The sequence below is a fragment of the Burkholderia sp. SIMBA_062 genome, from assembly GCF_046534765.1.
Classification (GTDB): Bacteria; Pseudomonadota; Gammaproteobacteria; order Burkholderiales; family Burkholderiaceae; genus Burkholderia; species Burkholderia ambifaria.
This window is the reverse complement of record NZ_JAWRYD010000002.1, coordinates 26,690-47,584: the sequence shown is the minus strand read 5'-3', so window position 1 is coordinate 47,584 and position 20,895 is coordinate 26,690. Positions and strand designations below refer to the sequence as shown.

The following is a 20,895-nucleotide window of genomic DNA, read 5'->3' as shown; positions in this document are numbered from 1 at the left end:
TGGCAACTCATGGATTCCGCTCAAAATAAATCGCCGCCGTGGCATTCGGCCGCCACCCTGATGTGGCGCAGTCATCCCTGGTTGACGCTGGGCACGGTCCTCACGGGCCTCGTCAGCGGCATCGCGTCGATCGTGGGCGTCGGATTGATCAGCAGGGTGCTGCATGACGGCGAGGATCGACAGACGCTGTTGCTGCTGTTCGTTGCGGTGAATGTCGTCGCAGTGCTATGCAGGAGCAGCGCTGCCGTGATGCCGTCCTATGCGTGCATGAAAGTCATGACGAGATTGCGCGTCAACCTGTGCAAAAGGATCCTGGCGACGCCGCTGGATGAAATCGACAGGCGCGGCGCCCCGCAAGTCCTGACCTTGCTGACCCAGGACATTCCGCAACTGAGCCAGACCCTGCTCACCCTGCCGACGATCATCGTTCAATCCGTCGTCTTGATATGCAGCATCGTCTATCTCGCCTATCTCTCGTGGATCGTTTTCGCTTCGACGATCGTCCTGACCATCGTCGGCCTGGTGCTGTATCTGTTTTTCTATCGAAAGGCGGTCAATTTCACGGAGCGGGTGCGCGATGAATTTGTCCAGTTCAATGAATACACACATGGCCTCGTGTTCGGCATCAAGGAGCTCAAGCTCAACAGGGCCAGGCGGCGCTGGTTCACCCGGGCCGCGATCGAATTGTCATCGAAGCGCGTGGCAGGATTCAATTACATAGAACGCTTCTGGTTCATGGGCGGCGACAGCGTCGGCCAGATCACGGTAGCGGTCCTGCTCGGATTCCTGCTTTTCGGCGTACCTTCGCTCGGCGTCGTGGACCCTTCCGTACTCACGGCGAGCATTCTGGCCGTTCTGTACATGATGGGTCCCCTGACCATGCTGATCAATATTCTGCCGATCGTGGCCGAAGGCAAGACCGCGCTCGCCCGGCTGGCGGAATTCGGCTTTCTGCTCGACGACACGCAGGATTCATACAAGGAACCGTCCGCTGCGGGCGCCGGGGAATCGTCATCGGCGAAACCATGGAAGCTCATCGAGTTGAAAGACGTGAAGATGAACTACCGTGACAACGAGTCGTCGGCCGACTTCGTGCTTGGCCCCATCAACATGACGATTCATGCCGGAGAGCTCGTCTATGTCATCGGTGGAAACGGCAGCGGCAAGAGCACGTTGGGCAAGGTGCTCAGCGGCCTCTATGCGCCTACCGAGGGTCATATTGCCCTCGATGGAAAAGTCATTGACGACGATGCCAGGGAACGCTACCGAAACCTGTTTTCCGCCGTATTCACCGACTTCCATTTGTTCAATCGCATCATCGGGCCGGATGGGGAAAATGGCAGCATCGAACTTGCCCGGCAATACCTCGACACCCTGAAATTGGGGGGCAAGGTCGAGATCAACGGCAACACGTACTCGACGACCAAGGCTTTATCGACAGGGCAACGCAAGCGACTGGCGTTGCTGTGCGCGTACATCGAGGATCGTCCGATTTACATCCTCGACGAATGGGCCGCCGATCAAGATCCGGTTTTCAAGCGATTTTTCTATGAAGTGCTGGTTCCCGATCTGAAATCCCGCGGGAAATGCGTCGTGATCATCACCCATGACGATCAGTATTTCAAGCTGGCGGATCGCGTCATTCGCCTGGATAGCGGCCGCATCTTCTCCGATACGGCCATGTGTGCCGTGCAAGCCGAAGTCGCAGGATGAGCCGCGACACGGATGCGGACACGGTGCGCGCGTTGCCGCGCCGTGATTCATCGGCTGTCCCGGCTATCCGTTACAGACGCGTTCCCAACAGGGTGTTTAAATCATGTCGGCAACCATGCGCGCCAAGCGCAGCTTCAACGTCTCATCAGGAATCCTTTCATGGAGTTCAGCAGATTGTTCGCACACGTCGGCGAAGCGATCTCGACCAGCGGGAGCCGACGCTTTCCCCGCACGATGTACAGCCTGATCTGCGCGGCGGTCCCCGTCGACGAGATCCGCATTTCGGCGTTCTCGGCCGACGCCGCGCCTGACGGCGATCTCGGCGTGCGCAGCCTCGGCGCGGTCGGCGCGGCACTCACGAAGGCCGGCCCGGCCGCTGCCTGTCACGGGCCGCAGATGCCGCCGCGCCTGGACACGAGCCGACTGTACGTGTCCGACACGCTCGCGGGCCACGCCCCCACCCACGCGCTGCTCGACCGCTTCTTCCTCATGCAGGCTCAGACCGTGCCGCCGCATCGCGTGCAATTCCACCTGGTGACCCGCAAGCGGGGCCACTATTACGTGATCTCGTTGTATCGCACGAACACGTTCGACGATTTCTCGCCGCATGAGGGGAGCTTCCTCAAGGAGTTCTCGCACGTGCTGTTTCCGATCGTCGAGAGCCATGTCGCGGCGCTCGATTCGGCTCCGCCGGTCGCCCGTGCGACCCCCGCCGCGCCGCCGGCGACGCAATCGGGCCGGGAGCGCGTGGCGCGGCGGTTCGCCGACCGTTTGCGGCAAGCTGGCGTCAAGTTGTCCGCGCGCGAGATCGAGGCATGCACGGCGCTGCTGGCCGGCGACACGGTATCCGCCATCGCCGTGCGTTTCGCGCTGCGCGAAAGCACCGTCGAGACCTATCTGAAGCGGGCAGCCGTCAAGCTCGGCTTCGGCGGGCGTCATGGCCTGACGCGCTGGATGCTCGACGAGACGGCCGGCGCCGCGACGGAAGCCGGCGGGGACGGCACGCTAAGCGCGCGGCGCGACTGCGCGGCGCCGTGCATCGGAACCTGAAGGCTCGCGGCCCGAACGCGCGTGCTGCCTACGCAGGCGACGCGCGAAACGACACCGGATGGCGGCCGCCGGCTTGCCGCTGCCGTCGCGCGCCGGCTTGAACGAAACCGGATCGAGCTATACGTCAACGGCCGGCGACGCAGACCGAACTGCCGCACCCCGTGACATCGCCGTCATCGCCCGCGACGACGAGCGGCGGCGCGGGCACGCGCGGCAGCCATTCCGGCACGTCGGCGGGCGGCGTGCGGCGGGCGGCCGGCGGCGTGCGCCGGGTATCGACGTCCGCGCCTGGCGTGACGGCATCACGCCGCCGACGCGCACGGCACGTAGTCGTCGATCATCCATTTCCTGAGCCCGTGCCGGCCGCTGATGCCGAGCTTCACCGCGGCGCGCTTGATGTACGTCTCGGCCGTGCTTTCCTTCACACCGAGCTCGCCGGCCATTTCGCGCAACATCTTGCCCGCGAGCAGGCCGAGGCACACTTCCCTTTCGCGCGCCGACAGCATGACCGCCGCGCGCGCGAGCCGCGATTCGAACTCGTGGCGCAACGCTTCCACGCCGGGCATGGCCGGCGTCGCACCGGGCGCCGCCGCGCAGTCGAGTTCGCCGTGCCGGCGCGTCGACGCATGCCACTCGACGAGCGGCAGCAGCGTATCGGCGAAACTCTTCAGGAACGACATCTCCTGCAACGAGAAGTCGCGATGCGATGCCGTTCGATGCAGCGAGATCACGTAGCGGCGATTCGCCTTGCCCGACACGAGATGGCACTGAAATCCGCCGCCCGGCGCGCGCGGCGGCGCGACTTCGCCGCCATTGCCGCGCCGCATCAGCGGATTGATGTGAATGAGCTGCCGGTCGCAGGCAGCCAGGATCCGGTTCGACAGCGGATGCGCCGACGGTTCCCGCTCGCCGTGCGCGGCCGGCCCGCCGCCGCGCCCGTCGTCGCCCGGCGCGCCAAACGCGCCGAGCGATTGTACGCGGACGACTTCGCCCGCCGGCTCGTCGAGTGTCCATTCCGTCATCCGGGTAATCGCGAGCGGAATCGATTCGACCAGCAATGCATGCATGTCGGATGCGAACCACTCACTGCCGGCGCTCGAGATCACCTTCCCGAGCTTCGCGAACATCGCGACCATCTGACTCTCCTTGTTGTGCGTGCTTGAGGACGGCGACGCAACGCCAGCGCGGGCGAGCCGGCGCGGTTTGCGCGGCACGCATTTCGTCACGCTTCGTCGCGCGCCTCTTTTGGCGGGTGACGCGCCGCCGCCATCGCGCGCCGATGCGTTCGGCTCACGCGAAACGGCGGCGCGCCGTTTTCTGTTCAGCTCGATGCGGGATCGCGGGCGGGGCCGGGGCCGCCGGGCAAGCATGCACAGCCCGCGATCCAGAGGACGCCATGCTCGTGCGAACGACCTTCAGGCGCGACGAGCGCAGCCTCTTCACCGACGGTCGAACAGCTCGATGACAAGCATGAAACAGGCACGATGTTTCCTCCGTACAGGACGGCGCCATGCGGGCGGCGTCGCATTGATGGACGATCCTTACCGGCGAGCGCTGCAAAAAGCTGAAACATCCATTTCAGTCAATGAGCGTTACTGGATGAAAGCACCATGCCGGCGGACGCGCTGAATCCCTGAATCGGAAAACTCGGCGTCAGCCCGGATCGGACTTTATTCCCGTTGGATTCAACAAAAATCATGATCAGAAAACGAAACGATTCTTTCCATTGAATTTGATCCCTGCATATCCCAGCCGCGTATGATAGCGACGATTTAAAATCCTTGCAGTTACCGTGACATCCATTTTTTAGTCATACCGCGCGCGATCCGGAAATCGATCGATCTGCGAGCGGCACCAGGGGTTCGATTATAAGTTTTCCGGATAAATCAACATCCATTTACCACGAAATTTGGTAATAATTACTCAGACGCCGCATACCACGGATTTTCATCCGAATGCCTTATTCGAGAGACGAATTGTTGATTTTCATCATACTCTTCTCGCTCACTGATGTGGCTTCAGGCATTGCCTTCCGGTCATTGTTTCGATTTTCTCAACGATCAATGTGATATGTGTGCTGGCAAAGCATAATTCCCGTCATCGGCCTGCGGCTGCGCGCCATTGATTACACCTGCAAGCGATAAAAATCGCCACGAACATCATTTTCAGCGCCGCCGACACCGGCGTTGCAAAATATCCACAAATGGCGAAGTCATTGGCCGTCATAAAATTTCCATATTGAATGGCGCGGAATTTGTCAACTCCACCGCTTGCCGCCCGAGCAATAAATTGTTACGCTTTCCGCGGAATAAATAATGTATCGTCAATCGATTTTAAACTACGAGCCAGTTTATTTAAAAAAACGAAACATGTAAATTAATATTCACGCGCAATTCATCTATTGTCGATCGTCGCGGCTAGCGCTTCGTCACGCGCTATTCAAGCGAATCTCCCTATCCGTTTGCCGGCAGGACAGGCCGACGGCCAATTGAAGAAGTCGCCCGGCGGTTTTCCGATTTCCTTTCAGACATCCGTGATGATGCGCGGCCGCGCATTGCCGAACGCACCGTCCTGGTCAATCCTGGCCCGCCAACGCGCAACGCTTCCCGCGCGCCACGGCTGCCCGAATTGCCGCATGAGTCTCAACGCGCCACTTGTCGTCTTTCCAATCCGCAAAACAATTCCGAAAAATTGGAGCACACCATGAGTCACGACTTCCGAGACGAACCTGCGCCGCGCCGCGCCTTCCTCGCCGGCATGGCGAAGCTCGCGGCGGCCGGCGTCATCACCGGCTGGACCCCGCTTTACCAGATTGCGGCGCACGCACGGACGGCCGGCGCGACACCGCCCGGCTTCCCGGCCAATATCCCGCTTTACAAGCAGGCGTTCCAGAACTGGAGTGGCGAGATCGCCGTGCAGGACGTATGGACCGCCGCGCCGCGCTCCGCCGACGACGTCGTCGCGGCAGTCAACTGGGCGCGCGCGAACGGCTACCGGATACGCCCGCGCGGCTACATGCACAACTGGTCGCCGCTGACGCTGGACCCGAGCGCCGGCGCGGCAAACCTCGTGCTGCTCGATACGACGCAGTCGCTCACGGCCGTCTCCGTCGACACGTCGGCGCATCCGGCGCGCGTCACCGCGCAAACGGGCGTCTCGCTGGAGGCGCTGCTCGCGACGCTCGAGCAATATGGGCTCGGCGTGATCGCCGCGCCCGCGCCGGGCGGCATCACGCTCGGCGGTGCGCTCGCGATCGACGCGCACGGCACCGCCGTACCGGCGGCCGGCGAGACCCTGCAACCGGGTCACACCTACGGCTCGCTGAGCAATCTCGTGGTCGCGCTAACCGCGGTCGTGTTCGATCCGGCCCGGCAGCAATACGTGCTGCGCCGGTTCGAGCGCAGCGATCCCGAGATCGGCGCGTTCCTCGCGCACATCGGGATGGCGTTCGTCGTCGAAGTCACGCTGATTGCAGGCCCGAACCAGCGGCTGCGCTGCCAGAGCTTCGTCGACATTCCGTCCTCCGAACTGTTTGCGCCGGCCGGCACGCCGGGCCGCACGATCGCGTCGTTTCTCGATCGCTCGGGCCGGATGGAAGCGATCTGGTTCCCGTTCACGACCAGCCCGTGGCTCAAGGTCTGGACGCCGACGCCCAGCAAGCCGCTCCTGTCGCGCGCCGTCACGCAGCCATACAACTATCCGTTCTCCGATTCGATCTCGCAGTCCATCTCGGATCTCGTCAAGCGGATCGTGATCGGCGGCGAAGGGGCATTGACGCCGTTGTTCGGCCAGACGCAGCTGGCCATCACGACCGCCGGCCTCGCGCTCACGCTGAGCGGGGACATCTGGGGCTGGTCGCGCACCGTGCTGCAGTACATTCGGCCGACGACGCTGCGCGTCACCGCGAACGGCTACGCGATACTGGCGCGGCGCGCCGATGTGCAGCGCGTGATCAGCGAATTCGTGCAGTTCTATCAGAATCGCATCGACGCGTACAAGGCACGCGGCGAGTACCCGATCAACGGTCCCGTCGAGATCCGTGTGACCGGTCTCGACCAGCCGGCCGATGCCGGCGCCGGCGCGGTCGTTCCGACGCTGTCTGCGCTCAAGCCGCGCCCCGACCACCCCGAATGGGACATCGCCGTATGGTTCGATGTCCTGACGTTACCGGCCACGCCGGGCGCCGATCGCTTCTATCGCGAGATCGAGCAATGGATGCTCGCGAACTACACCGGTTCGTATGCGACGCTGCGCCCGGAATGGTCGAAGGGCTGGGGCTATACCGACACGGCCGCGTGGCAGGACGGCACGATGCTCGCGACCACGATCCCGAACCTGCATCGTGACGGCCAGCCGCCGTCGAGCAGTTGGGATGCGGCGCGCGCGACCCTCGAACGCTACGACCCGAGCCGGATCTTCCGGTCGCCGCTGCTCGATCGGTTGATGCCGTAGCGATCCCTGCGGAAGCCGGCTGCCATGGCCGCAACGGCACGGAACACGTGACGATGCGCGGACCGGACAGGTTCGAGGTCGTTCGTCAGGACGCGCCTGGCATGGTGGTCGGGGCGGCTTTCGGCAAGGCGACCGCACCCAGCCGGTCGCCCCTCCGCCTTACGCCGCGCCTGCTCGCGCCCACGGTGGCCGGAAATCCGGCCCGAGATTCAGGCTGATCGCCGCGTCGAGCCGCGCGACCGCATCCCGCTCGACACGCGTCATCCGTCGTCCTCGGCGACCCTCAGCCGCTCGCCGTCCGTCTGGGCGTCGAAGTCGGCCAGCCGGAACGCGCCGGCCGGCTGCCAGACGAAGGCCTCCCGGCGCGAGCGCAGGAACAGTTCGCGCAGCGCCGGCATATCGGCGGCCACAGCGTCACGTACGGTGATTCTCATGATTCGCTTACCTCGCGGCGGTCGTGGTTGCCGGGCCGGCGCAGCCTGGCAGGCTCTCCAGCACGCATCACATAATCCGATATTTCTATATTTCGATAAAACACATCACCCCCGTTCACGCCGGGCAATGACTTCAAGCATTACATCCCCACCTCATGAAAATCAATAAATAATGCCCCCCCCGGCGGCCAATAATCCCAATCACTGTTTCGTAAATATGAAAACCAAACGAGACAGCCCCGCCTTTTCGATTAAATTCATAATCGAAATAATTGTTTGGATATTTTGTATGCCGGTTTTTTTAAACGCCGAGCATCTCTTTCGGAACCCGCACCGTCGCCGGCTCTACCCGCCCGCATGCCCTCCCTCGCCCCCCAGGCATCGCAAAGCTCCCCAATCGCGCATCCATCGATGCAACTTCACCGCCACGTCGGAACGTGTCAATCGAATCATTTCATCTTCCTCACCAAATCATGACTTGATGAACGCCTTCGACATGAAAAATCAATCTCCCTGAAAATATCTTGTAATTATAAAAACGACCTCCTAGCATGCCTCTGCGGTTCGCGACACGTCTTATATCAACGTCTTCACTTGATTCATTCCTCGCACATCACCCATTCATAATCCGGGGGATTACATGAAGAAATTGTCTCGTCTGCTGCCCATCGCCGCGATTACCATCGCGAGTCTCAGCGCTTTTGCCCAGGCCGGCGACCCGTCGGCCACGGTCGACAAGGCGCTGCAACTGATCCAGCAGAATCCGTCCGCCTTCAGTCTGGCTACCGGCGGCACAGCACGCACGTTGAAGTTCGCGGGGCCGCAAGCAAGCGCGCCGACGGACGGAGATCAGTTCCAGGTACGCGACGTGATCGTCGATCCCGATGGCACCGAGCACGTGCGCTTCGATCGCTTCCACGCGGGCCTGCCCGTGATAGGCGGCGACGTCGTCGTCCATTCGAACCGAGGGCAGTTGAAACAGGCGAGCCAGACCCAGCTCGCACCGATCAATCTCGCCGGCACGATCGGCAAGGTCGGAAACCGCTCCGTGGTACGCAACGCGCCCGACGTCGGCGCGGCCAGGGCCACGCACATCGCGGCCGCGCGTTTCGACTCGAACGTGCGTCGCGTCGATGATGCGGAGCTCGTCGTGTTCGCACGCGACGTCACGCCGACACTGGCCTACGCGGTGCGCGTGTACGGCAAGGCGACCGATGCGCACGGCGATGCGGTGCTGTACTACATCGATGCGCGCACCGGCACCGTGCTCGACGCCCAGGACCTGATCAAGACCGCCGCCGCGACCGGCACCGGCCGCTCGCTGTACTACGGCAACCTGGCGCTCACGACCGACCAGACCGGCACGAACGCTTACCGGATGCTCGATCCGAGCCGCGGCGGCGGCTCCGTCTACGATGGCCGCGGCCTGAGCTCGGACGACGTCGAGCAAGCAACCGACCTGCCGATCTTCACGAGCAGCACGAACGTGTGGGGCAACAACACGACGACCGACCGGCAGACGGTCGCCGCGGACATCGACTACGGGCTCGCGTTGACTTGGGACTACTACCGGACAACGCACAACCGCAACGGCATCTTCAATGACGGCCGAGGCGTAAGGAGCTACGCTCACGTCGTATTCAACACGGGCAGCGGCACGACCGGCGCGAACGCGGCATGGCTGTCGTCGCGCGTGATGGTGTACGGCGACGGCGATCCAGGCACCCGCCTGCCGAAACCCGTCGTTTCGGTCGATGTCGCCGGGCACGAGATGAGTCACGGCGTGACCGAGGCCACCGCCAACCTGAACTATTCGGGCGACGCGGGCGGCCTGAACGAATCGACGTCCGACATTTTCGGCACGCTCGTGAAGTTCTACGCGAACAACCCGAACGATCCCGGCAATTACGTGATCGGCGCGCGCGTGACGAGCGGCGGCCTGCGCAAGATGTACAAGCAGGATCTCGACGGCCGGTCGTTCAGCTGCTACCCGTCCGGTGGCTTCTCGTGGTCGAATCCGCGCCACGATCCGCATTTCACGTCGGGTGTCGGCAATCGCTTCTTCTACCTGCTGTCGGAAGGCCCGGCGGTACCGTCCACCGATACCGGCCTGTCGAGGACGCAGCTGGTCTGCAATGGCGACACGACCTTCAGTGGCCTGGGCCGGGAGAAAGCCGGCAAGATCTGGTACCGGACACTGACCGTGTATCTGAACGCCAACTCGAGCTACCCGAACGCACGGCGTGCGTCGATCCAGGCAACGAACGACCTGTATGGCGCGAACTCGGTCGAAAGCGCAACGGTCGCGCGCGCGTGGAGTGCGGTCGGGGTGAATTGACCGCGCTTGTGTGGGTGCGTTGAACGCCCGGAGATCGCGTGGCGGCATGTCGCTTCGCGGTCACGCGCCGCCCGGGCGAATCACGGGCAAGTGTCGATCGACCGCCTGCGCCTGCAGGCGGACGATCGGCCGACAAAGCTTTTCACTCGGTGACGATCAGCGTTCCGCATCCCCCGCGAGTAGCGCGTTCAGCACCCGCGCGTCCGCCAACCGCGCCAGCGACAGACACGTGTCGCTCAACGCATCGACCTGCGCATGCTCGAGCGCCATGCCCGCCAGCGCACGATACTTCGCGAGCAGCGCCGCATCGGACAGCGGATTGCGAGGATCGCCGAGCGCGATCGGCACGTGCCGCGATTCCCGCCGCCCGTCCGCGCGATGCAGGCTCACCGTCGGCTCATCGAGATCGCCCAGCGCCGGATCGACCTCGATCGCGATACGTGCGAGCAACGCCGTGACGCGCGAATCCGTACGCCTGTCGTCGCGATAAACGCCGATCCCCGTGTCGCCGTACGCGAGCGCCGCCGCCACCGCGTACGGCAGGCTCATCTGCGCCGACGACAGCGTCGACAGGTCGCGGCCGCCGCACATCCGGGCCACGAACGCGCTCGCCCGCACGACCACCCGCTCGATCTCGCCGGCCTCGAACGTGTGACCGTCCGCGAGCTGCAGCGCCGCGTCGATTGCCGCATGCGCGCTGCGGCACGACGCGTGCGGCTTGATCGAGCAGCGCATCAGTTTCCAGTGCGCGCCGAGGCCATCGGTCAGTGCGCCGGGTGCATGCGATTGCGCGGCGAACGTGTTGAAGAAGCCACCCCACACGTCATCGAACACCCTCGCCGGGCCACTCACGCCTTCGCGCGCCAGCAGCGCCGCGAGCACGCCGCCTTCCGCGGCCCGGCCGGCATGAAGCCGCTTCGTCTGGGAGCCGTCGTGGATGAAGCCCCACAGGCCACCGGAGAAACTTGCCGCGTGGCCGAGCGCGTCGCGCGTGCGCTTGGCGTCGAGCCCGAGCACGCGTGCGCTCGCGGCCGCCGCGCCGAACACGCCGCAACTGAGCGTCGAGTGCCAGCCGGCACCGTTGTGAGCCGAGTAGCCGCCGGCTGCTTCCAGCACGCGCCGGCCGACGTCGTAGCCGAGCACGATTGCCGTCACGCATTCCCGGCCGGTCACGGGGCGGCCCGCGCATGACAACGCGGCGAGCACGGTCGGCAGCACGACGGCACCCGAATGATCGCAGCCGCCGGCATCGTCGAGCTCGAGCGCGTGTGCGGCGATCCCGTTGACGAACGCGGCGTCGCGCGCGCTTGCCCTGCACTGCGTGCCCCACAGCGACGCGCCGTCGCGCGCGACAGCGCCGGTGAGCGCACGTGCGCTGCGCGTCTCGACGGCCGAGGTTCCAGCCAGTGCGGCACCGAACGTATCGAGCACATGACGCGTGGCCTTTGCGACGACATCGTCAGGCACGGCGGCGGCAGGCGTTTGCGCGACAAACGTCGCGAGCCGCGTGGCGCGCGTGTCGGTATCCATCGTCATCGCGCCGACGCGTCTGCCACGCAGCGTGCAAACACATCGACCGGATGGTCCGGCTCGTTGTCGCTCACGTGCTCGCGCCACCAGCGCGCAACATCACGCCCGGTCGCAAACCAGACGTCGCCCGCGTCGCGCAGGTGCGCGAGCAACGCACGCAGCAGGTCGATCCGCCCGGCCGTGCCGATGATCTCGGGATGCAGGCGCAGCACGCAGCACAGCCCGAAGCGCCGAAACCCATCGACATCGCGCCGCCAGTTGTCGAGCACGTCGCGGTACGCGGCGATGCGCGGCTGACCGGCCGGCACCGGCGGCGACAGGTTGAACTCGAAGTACGGCTCGTCCTCGAGTTCGTAGTGCAGCGGCAGCTCGACGAGCCGCAGGCCGGCCGCGCCTGCGTCGGCGCCCGGATGCAGGTACGGCAAATCGTCGCCGCGCCACGACGACGACCACGTGAAGCCTTCCGCCACGAGAAAGTCGGCAAAGCCTGCGGCCCAGTTGCCGGTGAACGAGCGAAAACCTTCCGCGCAGTGTCCGGTCGCGTCCGCGAGCGCCGCCCGCCCGGCGCGGCAAGCGTCGATCTGCGCGGCAAGCGGCAGTGCGTCGAAATCCTCGCAGCGAAAACCGCTCACGCCAAGCTCGTGCCCGGCGGCGGCGATCGCACGCACGGCGTCGCCATGCGTCTGCGCGACGCGGCCCGGCACGAACCAGCTCGTCGGTACGCTGAATTCGTCGAACGCCGCGAGCAGCCGGTCGACGCCGCGCGTCGCGCCGTAGCGCCACACCGACAGCGATTTTTCCCGGCCGACGATGCGCGGCTCGCGTGTCTGGATGCCATGAATGTCGTTGAAGTCGACCGTGATCGCGACCGCGCATCGCGCGCCGCCCGGCCACGTACAAGGTGTGTTCACATGTTGCTCCGGTGCGTGGGTTGCGCGCGTTGCGCGTGCTGCGCGAGCCACCAGTCGGCCACGTCGCGGCAGCGCGCGAACCAGACGCCGTCCTGCGCGCACATGTGGCCGAGCCAGGCCTCCAGCAGCGCGATGCGCCCCGGCTTGCCGCAGACTTTCGGATGAAGCAGCGTCGTCAGGCACAGCCCTTCGCGGTATATCCCGTCGAATTCGCGCGTCCAGTTGTCGAGCGTCGCCTCGTAGCCGGCGATCCGGTCGAGCCCGGCCGGATAGTCGGGGTTGCGGTGATACGCAAGCGACGCGTAATCGTCGGTCTCCCAGCGGCCGGGAATCTCGACGAGCGGCGGCTCGCCGTCCGCGCCGGGCAGCAGGTACGGCCGGTCGTCGCCACGCATCGAGCTCGAATAGCGCACGCCCGCTTCGCGCAGCACCGCGACCGTCGCGTCGCTCCAGTCGCCGGACGGCGTGCGGAACCCGACCGGCCGCACCCCGAGCGTGCGCGCGAAGACGTCGGCCGACTGCGCCATGATCTCGCGCTGCCGCCCGGGCTCGAGCGTCCAGAACGCTTCGTGCCGGACACCGTGATAACCGATCTCGTGGCCGCGTTCGACGATTGCCGCGCATTGGGCGGGCCAGGTCCGCGCGACCCACGCGGGCACGAAGAACGTCGCGGGCAGGCCGAACGACGCGAGCACGTCGAGCAGCCGTCCGAGCGCGCGCCACGGCCCGTAGCTGCCGAGCGTGAAATACGCGGGGTTGCGCCAGATCGACCCGTTCAGCATCGCGTCGCCGGTCGGGCCGTCGAGATCGAACGCCAGCGCGACGCACGCGCGCTTCCCGTCCGGCCAGCGGGGAGCCAGATCCGTCATCACTCGCTCAGTGGGTGCCGTTGATCATCGCCTTCGCCACCGCATGCTCCTGAAGCCCCCACTTCGCGAGCAGCTTCTGGTACGAGCCGTCCGCGATCAGCTGGTTGAGCGCCGTCGTCAGCGCGCCGCTCAGCGCGGTATTGCTCTTCGCGACGCCGATGCCCGTGTATTGCGACAGGAACGGCTTGCCGACCGGTGCATACGCGTTCTGCTCGAGGCTGTTCTGGTACGGCAGCGTCTCGCCGCCCTGCACGGCCGCGTCGATGCGGTTCTGGCGCAACTGCATCCGCGCGTCCGACGAGCCATCGGTACCGACGACGATGATCGCCGGCTTGCCGGCCTTCACGCAGTTCTCGGCACTCCACGCGGTGGTGTTGTCGGGGAACGACGTGCGTCGGCTCGAGCCGACGCGCTTGCCGCACAGCGCGCCCATCTGCGCGAACTCGCCCGCGCGCGTCTTCAGCGTATAGAACTGCGGGCCGGTCTCGATGTAGTCGACGAACGTCACCGCATCGCGGCGCGTCGGCAGGTCGGTCATGCCGGACAGGATCATGTCGACGCGCTGCGTCGCGACCGCGCTCATCATCTGGTCGAAGCTCGTTTCGACCCAGTTCAGCTTCGCGCCCATTTTCGCGGCGAGCGCCTCCCCGAGATCGACGTCGAAGCCCGCCAGCTTGTCGGTCGCCGGATCCTTGTATTCGAACGGCGGATAGTTCGGCACGATCGCGACGTTCAGCGTGCGCTTCGCGCTTGCGGATTGCGCGGCGGCGAACGATGCATGAAGCGCGAGTGCGCCGAATGCGACGGCGGCCAGCGTGCGGGTCAGGACGGATGCTTTCATGGGTGTCGCCTTGTCATGTAGAGGAATGGGGACGATGCCGCGCGCGTCGACGGGCTCGATCGTTGGGGCGCTGCAAAACGGGGCGCCCGGCCCGGTCATGCAATCACCGCGGAGATGAACTCGCGCGTGCGCGCATGCGTGGGCGCGGACAGCACCTGGTCGGGCGGCCCGCTCTCGACGATCCGGCCGCCGTCCATGAACACCACGCGGTCGGCCACCTCGCGTGCGAACCCGAGCTCGTGCGTGACGACGATCATCGTCATCCCGCTCTTCGCGAGGTCGCGCATCACGGCCAGCACTTCACCGACCAGTTCGGGGTCGAGCGCCGACGTCGGTTCGTCGAACAGGATCAGTTGCGGATGCATCGCGAGCGCCCGCGCGATCGCGACGCGCTGCTGCTGGCCGCCGGACAGCTCGACCGGAAACGCGTCGCACTTGTGCGCGAGCCCGACGCGCGCGAGCAGCGCGCGCGCTTCCTCCTCCGCTTGCCTGCGGCGGCGCTTGAGCACCTGCACCGGGCCTTCGATCACGTTCTCGAGCGCCGTCTTGTGCGGAAACAGGTTGAAGCGCTGGAACACCATGCTCGTCGCCAACCGCTGGCGCGCGACCTGGCGCTCCGACAGTTCGTGGAGCCGATCGCCGGCGCGGCGGTAGCCGGCCAGTTCGCCGTTGACCCACAGCGCGCCGGCGCTGATCGTCTCGAGCTGGTTGATGCAGCGCAGGAACGTGCTCTTGCCCGAGCCGGACGGCCCGATGATGCACAGCACTTCGCCCGGCTCGACGTCGAGCGTGATGCCGTGCAGCGCCTGGAAATCGCCGTACGACTTGCGTACGTCGACCGCGCGAACGACCGCGTTCGTCATGACGTTCTCCCGAGGGTTGAGGGTCGTGTCGTTCATTTGCGGCCCGCCGCCCTGCCCGCGCCGCGCGCGAAACGCCGCTCGACGCGGGCCTGCGCGAGCGACAGCACGGTGACGACCGCGAGATACCAGATGCCCGCGACGATCAGCAACTCGATCACGCGGGCGTTCGCGTAATAGATGTTCTGCGCGTTGTGCAGCATCTCCGCGTACTGCACGACGCTCGCCAGCGACGTCAGCTTGACCATGCCGATCAGTTCGTTGCCGATCGGCGGGACGATCACGCGCATCGCCTGCGGCAGGATGATCCGGCGCAGCGCCTGCAGGCGCGCCATGCCGATCGATTTCGCGGCCTCGTACTGGCCCGTGTCGACCGACAGCAGCCCCGCCCGCACGACTTCCGACGTATAGGCCCCCTGATTGATTCCGAGCCCGAGCACCGCCGCGAGGAACGGCGTCATCACGTCGACGGTCCGGTATTCGGCGATACCCGGGATGCCGAGCGTCGGAAACACCAGCGCCAGGTTGAACCACAGCAGCAGTTGCAGAATCACCGGCGTGCCGCGGAACAACCAGATGTAACCCTGCGCGATCGCACCGAGCACCGGGTTCGACGACAGCCGCATCACCGCCGTGACGACCCCGAGCACGATGCCGAGCGTCATCGCGAGGACGGTCATCACGATCGTGTTGCCGAGCCCCGTCAGGATCGAGCGTGCAGTCAGGAACTGGCCGACGACACGCCACTCGATCTGTCCGCGTGCGAACGCGACCGCCACATACGCGAGCGCGGCAATGATCGCGATCGACGCGACATAGCGGCCCCAGTAGCGCCGGCGCACGCGCACGAACCCGGCGATGTCGTCCGAGGCGCGGGCGGCCGGCTCCGGCGTGTCGTCGAGACGGCCCGATTCGGATGCGCTCAGCATGACGGCCCCCGGTAGTCGGCCGCCCATGCGGACTGGCGTTCGATCGCGTCGCTCAGGCGGTCGATCTGCTCGCGCACGCGCGCGGGTGACGTGCCGCCCGCACCGCCGCGGGCGGCGACGGCCGCGTCGAGCGTCAGATGCGCGCGCACCGCGGGCGCGAGGCGCGTGTCGACGGCCTGCAACTGTTCCACGCTCGCGTCGGCCAGCTCGATGCCATCGCGCTCGCACGCGCGCACGAGCGTGCCGGTGATCTCGTGCGCCTCGCTGAACGGCACGCCCGTCAGCGCGAGCCAGTCCGCCACCTCGGTCGCGAGCGTGAAGCCGAGCGGCGCCTGGCGACGCATCTCGTCGACGTTCACGCGCATCGTGCGGATCATCCCCGCCATCGCGGGCAGCACGTGTTCGAGCGTGTCGATCGAATCGAACGCCGCGATCTTGTCTTCCGCGAGATCGCGGTTGTACGCGAGCGGCAGCGACTTCAGCGTCGCGAGCAGGCCCGTCAGGTTGCCGATCAGGCGTCCCGCCTTGCCGCGCGCGAGTTCCGCGATGTCCGGGTTCTTCTTCTGCGGCATGATCGAGCTGCCGGTCGCATAGGCATCGTCGAGTTCCACCCAGCGGAATTGCCGCGACGTCCACAGGATCACTTCTTCCGACAGCCGGGACAGGTTCACGGCCAGCATGCTCATGACGAATACGAATTCGGCGACGTGATCGCGCGCGGCCACCGCGTCGATCGAGTTCTCGCACGGCGCGTCGTAACCGAGTTCCTGCGCGGACATTTCGGGCCGCACGCAGATCGCCGAGCCCGCGAGCGCGGCCGCGCCGAGCGGCGAACGCGCGGTGCGGCGGTCCCAGTCGACGAGGCGGTCGACGTCGCGATACAGCGACTGCGCGTGCGCGAGCAACTGATGGCCGAACACGATCGGCTGCGCGGGCTGCAGGTGGGTGAATCCCGCGGTTACCGTGTCGACGTGCCGGCTCGCCTGGCCGATCAACGCGTCCTGCAGGTCGAGCACGCCGCGCACGAGCTGGCGTGCCTTGTCGCGCAGGTACAGGCGCAGGTCGTTCGCCGCCTGGTCGTTGCGCGAGCGCCCGGCGCGCAGCTTGCCGCCCAGCGCCGGCAGCCGCTGCGTGAGCACGCGCTCGAGGAAGGTGTGCACGTCCTCGTCGGCGAGTGACGGCGCGATCGCACCGGCCGCGTGGTCGCGCGCGATGCCGTCCATCGTGGTAAGCAGCTGCACGAGTTCGTCGTCGTTCACGATGCCGGCGCGATTCAACTCGCGCGCATGCGCGCGGGAGCCGGCCAGATCGTACGGCACGAGACGGAAGAAACTCGGATCGGAGCGCGACAGGTTCTGCAGCGCGTCGGACGGTTTCGACTGGAAGCGGCCGCCCCACAGGCGCTCGATCGGTTCGGTAAGGCTCATTGCGGTCGACCTCGACTCGGTTGGATTGCCTCCACTGTAGGCATTCAATTTTTTTTGTTGTAGCGAGAAATTGAATCCGCTTTAATGAAATTTTTCTCAGCACCGTCGCCTGCGACGCGCCCGCCGATGCGCAACCGTCTGCCCCCGCTGAACCCGCTTCGTGCGTTCGAGGCTGCCGCCCGGTGCGGCACCGTGTCGGCCGCCGCCGACGAACTGCACGTGACCGCGAGCGCGGTCAGCCATCAGATCCGGATTCTCGAGAGCACGCTCGGCGTCGCCCTATTCGTCAGATCAAAAGCCCGCGTGAAACTCACGCTCGAAGGCGAGGCGTTGCTGGAACCAGTCGGCGCCGCGTTCGACATGATCGCGAACGCCACCGTCAGGCTCGATTCGCCGGCAGCCGCCGGCGATCTCGTTGTGTCGACGCCGCTGTCGCTGACGTCGCGCTGGCTCGCCCGGCACATCGGCGATTTTCTCGAGCGCTATCCGGGGATCCACCTGAAAGTGATTCCGTCGAACGACGATCGCGAGACCTACTCGCCCGACGTCGACGTGTGCATTCGCTACGGGGAAGGCAACTGGCGAAACCGGCGCGTCGAGCTGCTCGCGCATCCGGCGCTGTTCCCGGTCGTGAGCCCGGCGTTGATGAACGGGCCGGATGCGATCCGCAAGGTGCAGGATCTCGCGGGACGCACGCTGTTCTGCGAGCATGCGGGCTCGTGGACGCGCTGGCTGGCGGAAGCGAACGCGGACAAGCTGCGGGGCATCCGCATTCTGGAAATCGGCAACGCGCACATCGGCGTCGAAGCCGCGGTGCACGGGCAAGGCGTCGCGCTCGGCGACAGCCTCTCCGTGCGCGACGACCTGCTCGACGGCACGCTTGTGCGGCCGTTCAGCGCGGCGGTGCCGTCGCGTCACGCCTACTATCTGGTCACGCGTCACGAGCTGGCCGATTCGCCGCTCGTGACCGCGTTCACGACGTGGTTGCGCGCGTGCCTGGCGTGACGCGCGAGCGCGCTGCAGGCGGACTCAGGTAGCGAGACTCGCCAGGTCGTCCCATACCATCACGATGTTGTGCGATCGCCAGATCGGCCCCGGATCGACATACTCGCCCGCCAACCGGCCGTTCAGCGACGCGTAAAAGGCGATCGCGGCGTCGTTTCCGTTGACGACACTCAACGCCGCGCCCGGATACCGCATCTTCTGCAAATGCGTTGCGAGCCGGGCGAGCAGCGTGCGGCCGATGCCGCGACGCTTGAACCCGGGGTCGACATACAGGAACTTGATCTCGCCACGGCCGCCGAAGATCGGCTCCGAGGGCGCGCCGGCCGCGCCGATTCCGACGATCGTGCCGTCGATTTCCGCCACGAGCACCAACTGGTCGCCATCGTCCGACGTCAGCTTCTCTCGCCATTTCCTGCCGCGATAGTCCGAGTCGAGGACGGCATGCGCTTGCGCCGGCGCGAGATGGCGATAGGTATGCCGCCAGACCTTGACGTGAAAATCGGCGATCGCCTGCGCATCGGCGAGGCCGGCGGATCGGATGGATATTCCGGACATGGAAGCGTCTCCCGGGCGGCTTGGTGCGCGCGGGCGCGGCGCACACGCCGGATTGTCGACGATCCGGGCGACGATGTCAGCACCCCGCAGGCATGCGCGGATCAGCGCGCCACCGCTTCCGCGTTGCGGACGCTGCCCAGGAACCGCGTCGACGCCACCGTCTGCGGGCGTTCGAAGATGTCTTCTGCCGGCCCGCTCACCCACACCGTGCCCTGGTGAATGAACACGATCCTGTAGCGCCCTTCGGACAGCGTTTCCGACGACCAGTAGTGCGGAATCTGCTGGCACGTCGCCCTGCAAATGTCGAAACCCGGCCGTCGCGGCATGGCATTGCAAGTTCAGATTGGATGACGCGAAAGTGGGCTCACGGTCGTGTGCAAGGTAACGCTTCCGGCGCGGCGGCGGCGGCCCGCGTCGTCAGAAATGGACGCTGGTAGACTGCCTCGCAGCGACCGCGGCCATCGCACAACATGGTCGATTTTCGGTGGGTCGTCGCGCAGCGTTAGAATAGCGCCCCTTCTCATGGGAGACGAAAATGTCCTGGTTCATTTACGAAGTGCCCGAATACCACGAAGACGCTGCGCGCATCGAGCCTTTTAGCGACCTGCGTAGCCGTGTGCTGAAAGTCAGTGGCCTGGCCATGGCCGACGAACTGGAAAGCGTTCGCGAGAACGCCGCGGCGACAGCGGACACACCCGAGCGCCCGCTGCGTACTCCGGAAAATCCGCATGTCTTTCCGATTCCTTACGCCGACTCCATGATCCTGGTCGGGTTCATCTTCGATCTGAAACGCGAATTCCGGCAACTGGTCGTGTCACCCGTGGAAATGCCCTGGCTGAAAGACGCGTAAAAGGCGGTCGAAATGGAAGCCGACGGAGGCGTTGCTCCTGTTCCGGAGCCGCGTCCGGATATCCAGCGCACGCTTTCGGATACACGTGCGTCGAGTTGGAACCGCGCGTCGGGCTGAATCGCGCTGCGCAGTTATTAAAACCCGGGTAGCTGCCGTGGATCTCGAGTGGGTACCGAGACGCGTTCGACATCTTTTCCGACACGTTGGATCCAGGCCACCACGGCGACGTGCGCCGCATCAACAATTCTCGCCCCGAAGCTACGCCACCCATTGAGCCCAATTTCCTGCCGAACGCCGCATCACAGCGGCAAAAAATAAGACCCGCACGCCAGGGTGGATGCGCGTATGATGAATTTGCCCGAGTGCACGTAAGCGGCTTGACTGCTCACCCCGCCCCGCCCCTCTCTCGCACGTGTCGTTGTCCCTTTCGCGTCCCCTGCCATGCGTTCGCGCTCCGGGAAGAATGGGCTCATCCTCACGGGTCGTCGCCACGAGCGCCACGAGTTCGTGACGAGTTTTCGCAGCTCAGCGAACAAAAATTTCAAATCCCGAATGGAAGGTGGTAATCATGAGCTGGTACTGCGATGTAGAGCACGAGCTGGCCAATATCAGGCGATCGATCGGATTGCTTGAGAAGACGCAACATGCGTTCGTCAACCGATCGTCCGTCAATGATCCCGCGTACTGGCGAGTCAAGCTCAACAAACTCCGCATGCGATTCGAGCGAAACAAGGTTCTCGAACTCCAGATGGATGAGCTTTTGGTACGCCTTCAGCGAATCCAGGATTCGAGCTTCCGCAAATGAAGCGGCCGCGACAGTAGCGCGCCGCGATGGCCGAAGAAGCGGCGCCACCGTTCCTCAAGTTCAGCCAAATTGAGCGGCCAGCCATTCCTCCGCCCACTTCGTTGCATACGCAACTGCATCATCACGCACATCGAAGCCAGCCAGATCGCCGCTGGAGTGCACTTCTCTCTCATCGCCGTCCGCCTGGATCGTGATGATCCTCACATGCGCGATGAATTCTCCATCAGCCCTGCGCGGCGTCGGATCGATTCGGAATCGCGTCGAATTGAAGAGCATTTGCCCCTCCCTGGCCGGTTGCCGCGAGCCGTGCTGCCGCAGAAGCAGCG

At 65.2% G+C, this 20,895-nt stretch carries 20 protein-coding genes; 7 read left to right on the top strand and 13 right to left on the bottom strand.

Translation table 11 applies throughout. The annotated features are described in order from the left end of the window. Nucleotides 1–9 precede the first annotated feature (9 nt). Nucleotides 10–1,713 (top strand): cyclic peptide export ABC transporter, encoded by a 1,704-nt coding sequence (locus SB786_RS02100; protein ID WP_410725959.1) that lies wholly within the window; start codon nt 10–12, stop codon nt 1,711–1,713. 159 nt (nt 1,714–1,872) lie between these two features. Further along, on the top strand, nt 1,873–2,763 hold the full coding sequence (locus SB786_RS02095) for a helix-turn-helix transcriptional regulator (RefSeq protein ID WP_410725958.1): 891 nt from the start codon (nt 1,873–1,875) through the stop codon (nt 2,761–2,763). A gap of 302 nt (nt 2,764–3,065) precedes the next feature. On the opposite strand, the gene SB786_RS02090 is transcribed toward SB786_RS02095, so the two are convergent. Continuing rightward, a complete protein-coding gene (locus SB786_RS02090; RefSeq protein ID WP_410725957.1) occupies nt 3,066–3,899 on the bottom strand; it encodes a response regulator transcription factor in 834 nt (277 codons plus the stop codon). 961 nt (nt 3,900–4,860) lie between these two features. Further along, complete coding sequence (locus SB786_RS02085) at nt 4,861–4,989, bottom strand: hypothetical protein (protein WP_410725956.1); 129 nt, start codon at nt 4,987–4,989, stop codon at nt 4,861–4,863. 477 nt (nt 4,990–5,466) lie between these two features. Between SB786_RS02085 and SB786_RS02080 the strand changes: the two genes are divergently transcribed. After that, nucleotides 5,467–7,215, top strand: a complete 1,749-nt coding sequence (locus tag SB786_RS02080) for a cholesterol oxidase substrate-binding domain-containing protein (RefSeq protein ID WP_410725955.1) — start codon at nt 5,467–5,469, stop codon at nt 7,213–7,215. A 260-nt stretch (nt 7,216–7,475) separates the two neighbouring features. On the opposite strand, the gene SB786_RS02075 is transcribed toward SB786_RS02080, so the two are convergent. Then, nucleotides 7,476–7,649, bottom strand: coding sequence for a hypothetical protein (locus SB786_RS02075; RefSeq protein WP_410725954.1), 174 nt, complete (start codon nt 7,647–7,649; stop codon nt 7,476–7,478). A gap of 640 nt (nt 7,650–8,289) precedes the next feature. Between SB786_RS02075 and SB786_RS02070 the strand changes: the two genes are divergently transcribed. Continuing rightward, nucleotides 8,290–9,987 (top strand): M4 family metallopeptidase, encoded by a 1,698-nt coding sequence (locus tag SB786_RS02070; RefSeq protein ID WP_410725953.1) that lies wholly within the window; start codon nt 8,290–8,292, stop codon nt 9,985–9,987. Between the two features lie 156 nt (nt 9,988–10,143). Here the strand turns inward: SB786_RS02070 and SB786_RS02065 are convergent, their stop codons facing one another. The 7 genes from SB786_RS02065 to argH form a co-directional block, all read right to left on the bottom strand. After that, nucleotides 10,144–11,523, bottom strand: coding sequence for an MmgE/PrpD family protein (locus SB786_RS02065; RefSeq protein WP_410725952.1), 1,380 nt, complete (start codon nt 11,521–11,523; stop codon nt 10,144–10,146). Next, nucleotides 11,520–12,428, bottom strand: coding sequence for a polysaccharide deacetylase family protein (locus SB786_RS02060; protein ID WP_410725951.1), 909 nt, complete (start codon nt 12,426–12,428; stop codon nt 11,520–11,522). The genes SB786_RS02065 and SB786_RS02060 overlap by 4 nt, the downstream gene beginning before the upstream one ends. After that, nucleotides 12,425–13,297, bottom strand: a complete 873-nt coding sequence (locus SB786_RS02055; RefSeq protein ID WP_410725950.1) for a polysaccharide deacetylase family protein — start codon at nt 13,295–13,297, stop codon at nt 12,425–12,427. The genes SB786_RS02060 and SB786_RS02055 overlap by 4 nt, the downstream gene beginning before the upstream one ends. A gap of 7 nt (nt 13,298–13,304) precedes the next feature. Next, entirely contained in the window at nt 13,305–14,138 is an 834-nt protein-coding gene (locus SB786_RS02050) for an ABC transporter substrate-binding protein (protein ID WP_410725949.1), read from the bottom strand. Nucleotides 14,139–14,233: 95 nt separating this feature from the next. Beyond that, nucleotides 14,234–15,037, bottom strand: coding sequence for an amino acid ABC transporter ATP-binding protein (locus SB786_RS02045; protein WP_410725948.1), 804 nt, complete (start codon nt 15,035–15,037; stop codon nt 14,234–14,236). Next, nucleotides 15,034–15,927 (bottom strand): amino acid ABC transporter permease, encoded by an 894-nt coding sequence (locus SB786_RS02040; RefSeq protein WP_410725947.1) that lies wholly within the window; start codon nt 15,925–15,927, stop codon nt 15,034–15,036. The genes SB786_RS02045 and SB786_RS02040 overlap by 4 nt, the downstream gene beginning before the upstream one ends. Continuing rightward, nucleotides 15,921–17,354, bottom strand: a complete 1,434-nt coding sequence (argH, locus tag SB786_RS02035; RefSeq protein WP_410725946.1) for an argininosuccinate lyase — start codon at nt 17,352–17,354, stop codon at nt 15,921–15,923. The genes SB786_RS02040 and argH overlap by 7 nt, the downstream gene beginning before the upstream one ends. Before the next feature lie 126 nt (nt 17,355–17,480). Here argH and SB786_RS02030 point away from each other — a divergent pair, with 126 nt between their 5' ends. After that, nucleotides 17,481–18,359, top strand: a complete 879-nt coding sequence (locus SB786_RS02030; RefSeq protein WP_410725945.1) for a LysR substrate-binding domain-containing protein — start codon at nt 17,481–17,483, stop codon at nt 18,357–18,359. 24 nt (nt 18,360–18,383) lie between these two features. Here the strand turns inward: SB786_RS02030 and SB786_RS02025 are convergent, their stop codons facing one another. Together SB786_RS02025 and SB786_RS02020 are read right to left on the bottom strand one after the other, a co-directional pair. Next, entirely contained in the window at nt 18,384–18,914 is a 531-nt protein-coding gene (locus SB786_RS02025) for a GNAT family N-acetyltransferase (protein WP_410725944.1), read from the bottom strand. A 101-nt stretch (nt 18,915–19,015) separates the two neighbouring features. Beyond that, nucleotides 19,016–19,240: a hypothetical protein gene (locus SB786_RS02020; protein ID WP_410725943.1), complete on the bottom strand. Its 225-nt coding sequence runs from the start codon at nt 19,238–19,240 to the stop codon at nt 19,016–19,018. 209 nt (nt 19,241–19,449) lie between these two features. Between SB786_RS02020 and SB786_RS02015 the strand changes: the two genes are divergently transcribed. Then, nucleotides 19,450–19,764 (top strand): hypothetical protein, encoded by a 315-nt coding sequence (locus SB786_RS02015; protein ID WP_006751133.1) that lies wholly within the window; start codon nt 19,450–19,452, stop codon nt 19,762–19,764. A gap of 568 nt (nt 19,765–20,332) precedes the next feature. Further along, nucleotides 20,333–20,569 carry a hypothetical protein gene (locus SB786_RS02010; RefSeq protein ID WP_006759522.1) on the top strand — a complete coding sequence of 79 codons (237 nt, stop codon included), beginning with the start codon at nt 20,333–20,335 and terminating at the stop codon, nt 20,567–20,569. A 60-nt stretch (nt 20,570–20,629) separates the two neighbouring features. Here SB786_RS02010 and SB786_RS02005 read toward each other — a convergent pair whose 3' ends face one another. Then, on the bottom strand, nt 20,630–20,845 hold the full coding sequence (locus tag SB786_RS02005; RefSeq protein ID WP_410726177.1) for a hypothetical protein: 216 nt from the start codon (nt 20,843–20,845) through the stop codon (nt 20,630–20,632). Nucleotides 20,846–20,895: the final 50 nt, after the last annotated feature.

What these genes read in the sequence shown, in the direction of transcription:
- SB786_RS02010 (WP_006759522.1), top strand. Translation starts at nt 20,333, where the DNA reads ATGAGCTGGTACTGCGATGTAGAGCACGAGCTGGCCAATATCAGGCGA.
- SB786_RS02075 (WP_410725954.1), bottom strand. Translation starts at nt 7,649, where the DNA reads ATGAGAATCACCGTACGTGACGCTGTGGCCGCCGATATGCCGGCGCTG.
- SB786_RS02025 (WP_410725944.1), bottom strand. Translation starts at nt 18,914, where the DNA reads ATGTCCGGAATATCCATCCGATCCGCCGGCCTCGCCGATGCGCAGGCG.
- SB786_RS02050 (WP_410725949.1), bottom strand. Translation starts at nt 14,138, where the DNA reads ATGAAAGCATCCGTCCTGACCCGCACGCTGGCCGCCGTCGCATTCGGC.
- SB786_RS02065 (WP_410725952.1), bottom strand. Translation starts at nt 11,523, where the DNA reads ATGACGATGGATACCGACACGCGCGCCACGCGGCTCGCGACGTTTGTC.
- SB786_RS02015 (WP_006751133.1), top strand. Translation starts at nt 19,450, where the DNA reads ATGTCCTGGTTCATTTACGAAGTGCCCGAATACCACGAAGACGCTGCG.
- SB786_RS02070 (WP_410725953.1), top strand. Translation starts at nt 8,290, where the DNA reads ATGAAGAAATTGTCTCGTCTGCTGCCCATCGCCGCGATTACCATCGCG.
- SB786_RS02045 (WP_410725948.1), bottom strand. Translation starts at nt 15,037, where the DNA reads ATGAACGACACGACCCTCAACCCTCGGGAGAACGTCATGACGAACGCG.
- SB786_RS02085 (WP_410725956.1), bottom strand. Translation starts at nt 4,989, where the DNA reads ATGACGGCCAATGACTTCGCCATTTGTGGATATTTTGCAACGCCGGTG.
- SB786_RS02040 (WP_410725947.1), bottom strand. Translation starts at nt 15,927, where the DNA reads ATGCTGAGCGCATCCGAATCGGGCCGTCTCGACGACACGCCGGAGCCG.
- SB786_RS02055 (WP_410725950.1), bottom strand. Translation starts at nt 13,297, where the DNA reads ATGACGGATCTGGCTCCCCGCTGGCCGGACGGGAAGCGCGCGTGCGTC.
- argH (WP_410725946.1), bottom strand. Translation starts at nt 17,354, where the DNA reads ATGAGCCTTACCGAACCGATCGAGCGCCTGTGGGGCGGCCGCTTCCAG.
- SB786_RS02005 (WP_410726177.1), bottom strand. Translation starts at nt 20,845, where the DNA reads ATGCTCTTCAATTCGACGCGATTCCGAATCGATCCGACGCCGCGCAGG.
- SB786_RS02030 (WP_410725945.1), top strand. Translation starts at nt 17,481, where the DNA reads ATGCGCAACCGTCTGCCCCCGCTGAACCCGCTTCGTGCGTTCGAGGCT.
- SB786_RS02100 (WP_410725959.1), top strand. Translation starts at nt 10, where the DNA reads ATGGATTCCGCTCAAAATAAATCGCCGCCGTGGCATTCGGCCGCCACC.
- SB786_RS02020 (WP_410725943.1), bottom strand. Translation starts at nt 19,240, where the DNA reads ATGCCGCGACGGCCGGGTTTCGACATTTGCAGGGCGACGTGCCAGCAG.
- SB786_RS02080 (WP_410725955.1), top strand. Translation starts at nt 5,467, where the DNA reads ATGAGTCACGACTTCCGAGACGAACCTGCGCCGCGCCGCGCCTTCCTC.
- SB786_RS02095 (WP_410725958.1), top strand. Translation starts at nt 1,873, where the DNA reads ATGGAGTTCAGCAGATTGTTCGCACACGTCGGCGAAGCGATCTCGACC.
- SB786_RS02090 (WP_410725957.1), bottom strand. Translation starts at nt 3,899, where the DNA reads ATGGTCGCGATGTTCGCGAAGCTCGGGAAGGTGATCTCGAGCGCCGGC.